The organism is Streptomyces swartbergensis, from assembly GCF_002148965.1.
Taxonomy (GTDB): domain Bacteria; phylum Actinomycetota; class Actinomycetes; order Streptomycetales; family Streptomycetaceae; genus Streptomyces; species Streptomyces swartbergensis.
The window spans coordinates 1-8845 of sequence record NZ_NGFN01000353.1 but is presented as its reverse complement, the minus strand read 5'-3'; the positions used below and the strand labels follow the sequence as shown (position 1 = coordinate 8845).

The 8845-nt window shown below is 71.4% G+C and carries 10 protein-coding genes; 6 read left to right on the top strand and 4 right to left on the bottom strand.

Features of this window, described 5'->3' with window-relative positions; genetic code table 11:
- The first annotated feature begins 58 nt into the window (after nucleotides 1-58).
- The 3 genes from CA983_RS36090 (at nucleotide 59) to CA983_RS36080 (ending at nucleotide 3969) form a co-directional block, all read left to right on the top strand.
- Complete coding sequence (locus CA983_RS36090; protein WP_086604961.1) at nucleotides 59-877, top strand: SAM-dependent methyltransferase; 819 nt, start codon at nucleotides 59-61, stop codon at nucleotides 875-877.
- Nucleotides 878-1089: 212 nt separating this feature from the next.
- Nucleotides 1090-2178 carry a C40 family peptidase gene (locus CA983_RS36085; RefSeq protein ID WP_086604960.1) on the top strand — a complete coding sequence of 363 codons (1089 nt, stop codon included), beginning with the start codon at nucleotides 1090-1092 and terminating at the stop codon, nucleotides 2176-2178.
- A 441-nt stretch (nucleotides 2179-2619) separates the two neighbouring features.
- Nucleotides 2620-3969, top strand: a complete 1350-nt coding sequence (locus tag CA983_RS36080) for a PP2C family protein-serine/threonine phosphatase (RefSeq protein ID WP_086604959.1) — start codon at nucleotides 2620-2622, stop codon at nucleotides 3967-3969.
- A gap of 36 nt (nucleotides 3970-4005) precedes the next feature.
- Here the strand turns inward: CA983_RS36080 and CA983_RS36075 are convergent, their stop codons facing one another.
- The 3 genes from CA983_RS36075 to CA983_RS36065 form a co-directional block, all read right to left on the bottom strand.
- Nucleotides 4006-4338 carry a DUF2516 family protein gene (locus CA983_RS36075; protein ID WP_030243067.1) on the bottom strand — a complete coding sequence of 111 codons (333 nt, stop codon included), beginning with the start codon at nucleotides 4336-4338 and terminating at the stop codon, nucleotides 4006-4008.
- Between the two features lie 116 nt (nucleotides 4339-4454).
- The gene (locus CA983_RS36070; protein WP_086604958.1) at nucleotides 4455-5123 is read right to left on the bottom strand and encodes a hypothetical protein; all 669 of its coding nucleotides are present in this window, start codon (nucleotides 5121-5123) and stop codon (nucleotides 4455-4457) included.
- A gap of 89 nt (nucleotides 5124-5212) precedes the next feature.
- Nucleotides 5213-5902, bottom strand: a complete 690-nt coding sequence (locus CA983_RS36065) for a helix-turn-helix domain-containing protein (protein WP_086604957.1) — start codon at nucleotides 5900-5902, stop codon at nucleotides 5213-5215.
- 130 nt (nucleotides 5903-6032) lie between these two features.
- On the opposite strand from CA983_RS36065, the gene CA983_RS36060 reads away from it, so the two are divergent.
- Nucleotides 6033-6560, top strand: coding sequence for a P-loop nucleotide/nucleoside kinase family protein (locus tag CA983_RS36060; RefSeq protein WP_086604956.1), 528 nt, complete (start codon nucleotides 6033-6035; stop codon nucleotides 6558-6560).
- 50 nt (nucleotides 6561-6610) lie between these two features.
- Nucleotides 6611-7228, top strand: a complete 618-nt coding sequence (locus CA983_RS36055) for an HAD family hydrolase (RefSeq protein ID WP_086604955.1) — start codon at nucleotides 6611-6613, stop codon at nucleotides 7226-7228.
- Between the two features lie 2 nt (nucleotides 7229-7230).
- Here CA983_RS36055 and CA983_RS36050 read toward each other — a convergent pair whose 3' ends face one another.
- Nucleotides 7231-7788: a DUF6817 domain-containing protein gene (locus CA983_RS36050; RefSeq protein WP_086604954.1), complete on the bottom strand. Its 558-nt coding sequence runs from the start codon at nucleotides 7786-7788 to the stop codon at nucleotides 7231-7233.
- 176 nt (nucleotides 7789-7964) lie between these two features.
- Between CA983_RS36050 and CA983_RS36045 the strand changes: the two genes are divergently transcribed.
- The coding region (locus CA983_RS36045; RefSeq protein WP_086604962.1) for a LysR family transcriptional regulator at nucleotides 7965-8845 on the top strand (881 nt) is incomplete at its 3' end.

Below are 8845 nucleotides of genomic sequence, written 5' to 3'. Positions count from 1 at the left end.
GGGTGGCGCCGGGGGTTAGGGGCCGTTCAACCCCCAGGAGCCGCTTAACCTCGTACGCATGACTTCCCGCGCAGCCACCCGCCCCTTGGGAACAGTGACGCGCGGCACGACCAACCCCAACCGCCTGCGCCGCATGGACCGGTGGATCGCGGCCACGCACGGCGCCGAGTTGCGCCGTGCCGCCGATCCGGTGGCGGTCGACCTCGGGTACGGCGCCGCCCCCTGGACCGCCGTCGAGCTCCTGCACCGCCTCCGTACGGTCGCGGCACGCGCGCGCGTGGTGGGCGTCGAGATCGAGCCGGCCCGGGTCGCGGCGGCGCTGCCGTACGAACGGGCGGGGCTCGTCTTCCGGCACGGCGGTTTCGAGGTCCCGATCCCGCAGCGGCCCCTGCTGGTCCGGGCGGCGAACGTGCTGCGGCAGTACGACGAGGGCGAGGTCGCGGCCGTCTGGCACCGGCTGTGCGGGCGGCTCGCGCCCGCCGATCCGGCGACCGGCGCGCGCGGCGGGCTGCTGGTCGAGGGGACCTGCGACGAGATCGGACGCCGGCACGTCTGGGTCGCGCTCGGCCCGGAGGGACCGCGCACGGTCACCTTCGCGACCCGGCTCGGTTCCCTGGAGCGCCCCTCGGACCTGGCGGAACGCCTGCCGAAGGCGCTCATCCACCGCAACGTCCCGGGCGAGCCGGTGCACGCCTTCCTGCGCGACTTCGACCGCGCCTGGGCGGCCGCCGCGCCCTACGCGTCCTACGGCGCCCGCCAGCGCTGGATCCGGGCGGTACGGGACCTGGCCGCCGACTGGCCGGTGGCGGACGGGCCGGTGCGGTGGCGGCAGGGCGAAGTGACGGTGCGGTGGGAGGCGTTGGCGCCGCGGGGCTGATCTCCCGGTCACGCGGCGCAAGCCCCTCGGCGTCCCCGCTTGGAACGATCTTTTTGAGTCGTTCGTCACACAGGCGGGGAGACCGTCATGCCGGAGGCATACCGGGGAGGGGTCCGCGGGAAGAACTACCCCTGTCGCTTCGCGCGCCGACATGGCAGCATCCCCAGGCGAGCCGGACGTTACTGACGGTTAATCAGTTTGGGGGCTGAGGTATGGGTACGGGCAAGCGTGGCCTGATCGCGACGGCCGTGGCCGTGGTCTGCGCGGTCACCGTGCTGGCGGCACCGGGCACGGCATTCGCGAGCCCAAGCCCCACCCCCACCCCGAGCGCGGGCCCGACGCTCGCGCCCGGCAAGGACCTCGAGGCCGTACGCAAGAAGCTCGACGAGCTCTACCGCGCCGCGGCCCGCGCCACCGACGAGTACAACGCCGCCGAGGAGAAGGCGGACCAGCAGTCCGCCGAGATCGTCAAGCTGGCCAGGAAGATCGTCAAGGGCAAGGAGAAGCTGGCGAAGCTGAAGGACCGCGCGGGCGCCTCGGCTGCCGCCCAGTACCGCGGCGGCGGACTGCCGCCCGAGGCCCATCTGGTGCTGAGCGACGATCCGCAGGAGTTCCTCGACGGGGCGGGCCGGGTGCGCCAGGGCCAGCACGCGGCCAAGGGCCTGATGGGCGAACTGACGCGCACCCAGGAGGACTTGGAGCAGTACGCCAAGGACGCCTCCGCCCAGTGGAAGAAGCTGGAGGCGGGTCGCAAGGCCAAGGCCGCCGCGCAGAAGAAGATCGAGAAGCAGATCGCGCAGGCGGAGAAGCTCGAGTCCGAGCTCCAGAAGGAGGAGCAGGAGCGCCTCGCCGAGCTGGAGAAGGAGGCGGCCGGCAAGGCGCAGACCGCCTGGCTCGACTCCGGCATCCTCGACGAGATCAGCGGAAAGGCCTCCGAGCAGGGCAAGAAGGCCGTCGCGTACGCCACGGCCCAGATCGGCAAGCCGTACCAGTGGGGCGCCGAGGGCCCGAAGACCTACGACTGCTCCGGGCTGACCTCACAGGCCTGGCTATCCGCCGGACAGGGCGTTCCGCGCACCTCGCAGGAGCAGTGGAAGCGGCTGCGGCACATCGACATCGAGGACATGCGGCCCGGCGACCTCATCATCTACTTCGACGACGCCAGCCATGTCGCGATGTACGTCGGCGACGGGGCGATCGTGCACGCGCCGCGGCCCGGGCGGACGGTGACCCTCGCGGGGGCGGGGACGATGCCCATCCTCGGGGTGGTACGGCCGGACGCCGACGCCGGCACGGACTGACCGGACGCCGACACCGGCACGGACTGACCGGACGCCGGCACCGACTGAGCAGGCACCGATACCTGAGCAAGCGCCGACTGAGCAGGCACCGACACCTGAGCAAGCGCCGATTGAGCAGGCACCGACACCTGAGCAGGCACCGACCGGACACCGAATATCGGACAACACGTCGCAGCACCCCTGCCGGTGACCTGGGCCACGTGACCCAGCCCACCCCGAACCCGCCACCCCACCGCGTGCTGACGTGACGTTCGTCATCCCCACAGCATCCCTGCGGTGTCCAACTGAGGGGCATATCGCGGCATATGACACTGGCCGATGGCGCAGCGGCGTGGCTCACACCATTCCAATGCGGCGCCGACACCCGCTATGGTCCCCGTCGGTGGGTCGAGGTCCCTCGCCCCCGCCGTGCCCTCGGGGGGAGGGAAGGAACCCAAGACGATGCCCGTACCCATACCGCGGCAGAGAGCGATCCCGGCCGTGGAGAGTGGTCAGGCGCAGGCCGAGTCCCCGTGCGACGACCCAGCCGAGCAGTCCGACACGGACGCCTCGGCGACGGCCCCGCGCACGCCGGACACCGCCGGGAACACCACGGACAAGGTGGAGAACAACACCGCTCACACCAATTTGACCCTGCTGCTGATCGAGGACGATCCGGCCGGTTCGCCGATCGTGCCCGACATGCTCGACCAGGCAGGCAAGCCGATCCGCGTACGCACGGCCCGCAACCTCACCGAGGCCGGGCGGCTGCTGACCGACGACGTCCACTGCATCCTGCTGGACCTCGCCCTGCCGGCTCCGGGCCGCAGCGACACCGATGACGAGCTCGCCGTGCTCAAGCACGTGCTGGAGCTCGCACCCCGGCACGCCGTCCTGGCGCTGACCGCCTCGGGTGACGCCGAGCGCGGCGCGGAGGCGGTGCGCGTGGGCGCCCAGGACTACCTCTTCCGCGACGAGCTGGACGGCCGGCTGCTGAGCCGGGCGATCCGCTACGCGGTGGAGCGCAAGCGCTCCGAGTCGGCCGAGCGACGGCTCGCCGAGGGCAAGCTGCGCGCCCAGGAGAACCGCCGCCTGGAGCGCGGTCTGCTGCCGACCCCGCTGCTGGACGGCTCCCCGCTCCGGTTCGCCGCCCGCTACCGCCCGGGCCGCTCGCGCGCCCTGCTCGGCGGCGACTTCTACGACGTCGTGCGCACGCCGGACGGCACCGTGCACGCCATGATCGGTGACGTCTGCGGGCACGGCCCGGACGAGGCCGCCCTGGGCGTGGAGCTGCGGATCGCGTGGCGCGCGCTGACGCTGGCGGGCCTGTGCGGGGACCAGCTGCTGGGCACGCTCCAGCAGGTACTGGAACACGAGCGGGCCGACGACGAGATCTTCGCGACCCTGTGCACGGTGGACATCGCGCCGGACGGCCGCCGCGCCGGCCTGTGCCTGGCGGGTCACCCGTCGCCGCTGCTGGCCCGCCCGGGCAAACCGGCCCGCCTGCTGCCGTACGACAACAACGGACCGGCCCTCGGACTGCTGCCGGGTGCCCGCTGGCCCCGTATGCAGGTGGAGCTGGGCGCCGAGTGGAGCCTGATGCTCTACACCGACGGCCTGATCGAGGGCCATGTCGGCGAGGGCCGGGAGCGGCTCGGCCAGGACGGCATGACGAAGATGGTGCGCCGCCAGATCGCCGAGGGACTGCGGGGCGAGCAGCTGCTGCGGGCAGCGGTGAACGAGGTGCGCGACCTCAACGGTGGCGAGCTGACGGACGACGTGGCGGTACTGCTGCTGGACCGGGTGCCGTAGCCCCGGCCCCACCCGGCTCCAGTGCTGCCAGGGGTCTTACCGGCCGCCGTTCCAGGGGCCGTACGGACCGTCGCTGCTGGAGCCGCGCTGGCTGCGGCCGCCGCCGGGGAGCGCCCGGATGGCAGGGCGGACGTCGACCATGTACACGATCGTCGCGATGAGCCCGATGATCGGCAGGAACGACAGGATCGGGAAGAGCAGGTTCACCACGAAGGCGAGCCCGAGGATGATCAGCCAGAACGGCTTGGTCTTCTTGTCGGCGGCGCGGTAGGCGTCCTCCCGCCGCACGGCCGCGTCGATCAACGCGAAGCCGCTGAAAACGATCAGGGCCATGCTCAGAAGCCACATCAACCCTGCGAAGCCCTGCATCAGCACAACGTCCACCACCTGACTCGGCTCGTCCCTACGCGGTCACCGTACCCGTACAACGGGCCGGACACCCCCAGGGTGCCCGGCCCGTGCGGTCGCTCTGCGCCCCTGCCGTCCTACTTGACCGGCGGGGTGGTCTTCTTGGCGGTGGGCTTGCGCGCCGGGGCCTTCTTGGCGGGAGCCTTCTTCTCCGAGGCGGCGGCGGTCGTGGTGCCGGCGGGCTTCGCCGGCTCCTCCTTGACCCCGGCCGGCTCGGCCTTCGGCTCGACGGCCACGGCCAGCTCCTCCACGCCCTCGGCGACGTCCTCGATGCTCTCGGCGGCCTCGCCGCGCCAGGTGCGCACGGCCTGCTCGCCGTGCTCGGCGACCTTCTCGTAGGTCTCCCGGGCCTTGACGGCGTACTCGGCGGCCACGCCGACGCTGCGCAGCGCGATGTCCTGGGCGGTCTCGCCGACCTTCTTCAGGTCCGCGTCGATCGTGCTGCCGAGCTTCTTGATGTCGATGTCGATGGAGCCGATGAACTCCGTGACCTTGTTCTGGAGGGTCGCCTGCGTCTCCTTGACGCGGGCGGTGGCCTCCTTGGCCCGGACGGTGGCCTTCTCCTGGACGGCCTTGGTGTCGGTGTTGCGTACGGCCTCGATCCGCGCGGGGGCCTCGGAGCGCAGCTGCTCCACCAGGGCCGGCACCTTCTTGGCCTGCTGAAGGGCGAGGTCGGCGGTGCCTGCGGCGAAGTAGAGCGGCGTCGGGTCGCTGAGGGTCTTGCGCAGGTCGTCGGTGATGGCCATGGTGATGGTCCTCCCGGATTCTGTTTCGCTTGAGGGTTCGGCTGAGGGTGGTGTGATCCGCGGCGGTACGGCCGGTGCCCTGGTCCGGTTCAGCCGGCCGTCTGCTGCGGGTCGGTGTCACTGCCGCCGGTGTCCTTGCGGGTCCGGCGGGCGGCGGACGTACCGCCGGTGCCCTTGCGAGCACGTCGGGCGGGCGACGGTGACGTGGCGCTGTCGTCCTTGCGGTCGTCCTTGCGCGTGCGGCGGGTCGCCGACGGTGACGCGGGCGCACCGCCGTCGCTGTCGCCGGTACGGCGCTCGGCGGGCCGGCCGCCGCCGGTGTCCGTGCGGGTCCGTCGTATCCCGGTGCCACCGTCGGGAACGTCCCCGTCCCTGTCCGCCTCGTCTTGCGCGACCACGAGGTCGACGACCGCGGAGCCGTCGCCGGTCCCGAACCCGTTCTCCTTGCGGAAGGACTCGTAGATCTGCAACAGCACCTGCTTCTGCCGCTCGTGCAGCGTCGGGTCCGCGAGGATGACGGCACGCGTCTCGACCTCGTCCCGGTCCCGCTCGGCGTCGAGGATGCCGGCCCGGACGTACAGCGTCTCGGCGGAGATCCGCAGGGCCTTGGCGACCTGCTGCAACACCTCCGCGCTCGGCTTGCGCAGCCCGCGCTCGATCTGGCTCAGGTACGGATTGGACACCCCGGCGGCGTCGGCGAGCTGCCGAAGCGAAAGCTGCGCGGTGCGCCGCTGTTCGCGCAGGTAGTCACCGAGATTGCCGACGTTGAGCGATGCCATGACTCCACAGTGCCACCCGCCGCTAACTATTGCAAGCACCCGCTTGCAATAGTGCGCCACGCCACGTGCCCCGGGGTACATCAGCCGAGTACCCGTTCCCGCGGCCCGCACAGCGCTAGCGTGAGGTCCCATGATCGTATGGATCAACGGCACCCACGGCGCGGGCAAGACGACGACCAGTGCACTCGTGCAGCAGCTGATCCCGGACTCACGGGTGTTCGACGCCGAGAAGGTCGGCGAGACACTCATGGACATCAGGCCGGGGCTGCCCGGGCCCGGGGCGGACAACTTCCAGCACTGGCCGCCGTGGCGGCCGCTCGTGGTCGAGACCGCCCGCCGCGTACTCGACTACGCCGGCGGCACTCTGGTGATGCCCATGACGGTCCTGGTCGAGCAGTACTGGCGTGAGATCAGCACGGGTCTCGCCCGACACGACATCCCCGTACGGCACTTCGTCCTCCACGCCGACCAGGACACCCTCCGCGGGCGCATCATGGGGGACACCGTTCTCGGCCCCTCCTCGTTCCGTCTCGCCTACCTCGAGCCCTACGCCGAGGCGGCCCGCACGTGGCTGCACGTCGAGGCCGAGGTGGTCGACACCACGCACCTCACGCCCGACCAGGCCGCCCAGCGGATCGCAGAGGCCGTCAAGGGCTGAGGCCCGCCCGCCACGCGAACAACCCACGGGGACTGGCATGATCGCGTCTCATGGATGGGTCGCCGTTCGACGCGGTGCTGTGTGACTTCGACGGAGTCGTGCACCTGTGGGATCCCGACGGAATGAACGCGCTGGACCGGGCCTGGGGACTGGCCGAGGGCACGCTGGCCGGCGCGGCGTTCGACGGTGAGCTTCTTCAGGCAGCTGTCACGGGTCGGCTCAGCGACGAGCAGTGGCGGCACCGAGTCGCGGAGGTTCTCGCACCCGTCTGCGGATCGCTCGCCCGGGCCCAGGACCTGGTCGAGGCGTGGAGCGGGCTCACCGGCCGGGTCGACGCCGATGTCGTCGAACTGCTCGCCGCACTCCGCGGCAAGGTGCCGGTGGTCCTGGTCTCCAACGCCACTACCCGGCTGGAGACGTATCTCGCCTCCGTAGGGCTGGCCGACGCCTTCGACGAGGTGATCAACACCGCCCGGATCGGAGTCGCCAAACCCGACCCGCGCGTCTTCGCGACAGCCGCCCAGCGGGTCCGGGTCGACGTGCAGCGCTGCCTGTTCGTCGACGACACCCTCACCCATGTCGACGCGGCCAGGGCGGCAGGCCTCACCGGCCTGCACTACCAGCGCTTCGACCAGCTGAGGGACATCGTCGCGCCACTGCTCGGCTGACGTCACCGGCCCCCGGCAGCAAGCACCGTACGGCAGTCCGACCAGGCCGGTTGGCTCAGCAGGTGCTTGAATCGGGTGAACAAGGCCAGGAGTTCGGCTCCCCACTTCTCGCGGAACGCGGAGTCGACGCGGGCAAGGTCGAGTTCGTTGGCGGCGGACAACTCTGCGAAGTCCCGCCGAAGTTGCGGCTCCGGAGTGTGGAGACGGCCGGTGAACCGATTCCGGACGGCCCCGTCGGCATCCGCGAGCGTCGGGTAGGTGGCCTTCCGGTCACACGACGCGTAGAGATACACGATGGCTTCAGCCTCGCCGCCGATCACCTCCGCGAGTTCGGCGCGGCTGTCCGGAGACAGCAGGGCGGTGGGGAAGCCGTCGGTGCCGTAGAAGGCGTGGCACAGGCCCGCGACCTGGAGGGCGGGGCGTGCGCCCCATACGGCGAGTTGTCCCTGGACGCGCTGGAGGTGGGCGGCGAGAGTGCCGCCCGGATGGGCGATGTCCGCGGCACCGAGCTCGCGCAGCAGCACCAGGGCCTGGTCGTCAGCGGCAGAGGAATCAGGCACGGGGCGGTGTCCTTCCGTCGTTCGGGGTCGGCACCCGTCCGCGCCTTCGCCTGTGGTCCGGACCGCGAAAGCGCCGGACGGGTTGCCGCCTGGGCCCTGCACTGATCCTCGTAATCCTCGTGCCCCCAGTCAATCCTATGGATTCCTCACCAACCCCAAGCTGTAGCTTGGGAGTTGTGACTTTGGAGGACCTGCGCGTCTTCGTGGCCGTGTGCAGGGCGGGAAGCCTCAGCGCCGTCGCCCGTGAACTGGGCTGCACGCAGTCAGCGGTGAGCCAGCATGTCAAGCGGCTGGAGCGGGAGGCCGGTGTGAGCCTCCTGGAGCGCCGGCCACGAGGCGTCGTGCCCACACACGCGGGACGCGTCCTGTGCGATGCCGCCACGGACAGCATCGCCGGTCTGGATCTGGCCCTGCGGCGTGTCGGGGACCTTGTCAACGGCGACAGCGGCTCCGTGCGCGTCACCACGGGCGGAACCACCGTGCGGCACTTCATGTCCGAGGCCGTCGTCGCCTTCCGGCAGCGCTACCCGAAGGTCAGTCTGGAGTTCCGGACAGAAACCTCCAGCCGCAACTGCTTCGACGCCCTCACCGCCGGCAACCTCGACCTCGCCTGGGTCACGATCGACGGGCCGGTGCGCGGTATCGAGCAGCGCCCGGTCGTCGCCCTGCCCTGGGTGCTGGCAGTCCGCGCCGACGATCCGCTGGCGGACCAGCCCTGTGTCCACCCGGCCGAATTCGGCGACATCAGCCTCATCCGACTCCCCCAGAACTCCACTTCGGGCGCCCGCCTCGACGCCGCGTTCGCCGAGCTCGGTGTCCGGGCCGGCTCCCACACCTGCGTCGCCGACTGGGACACCGCCCTCCTGCTGGCGGAACTCGGCCTCGGACACGCCGTCGTGCCTGTCCTGCCCGGCTGGGAGGTACCCGGTGACGGTCCCCTCCGCCTCGTCCCCGTCCCCGCCCTGCCCCCGCTCCCGGTCAGCTGGGCCGTCCGCCGCTGGGACGCCCTCACCCCACTCGCCCGGACCTTCGCCGACACCGTCGCCCGCAGCTGTAC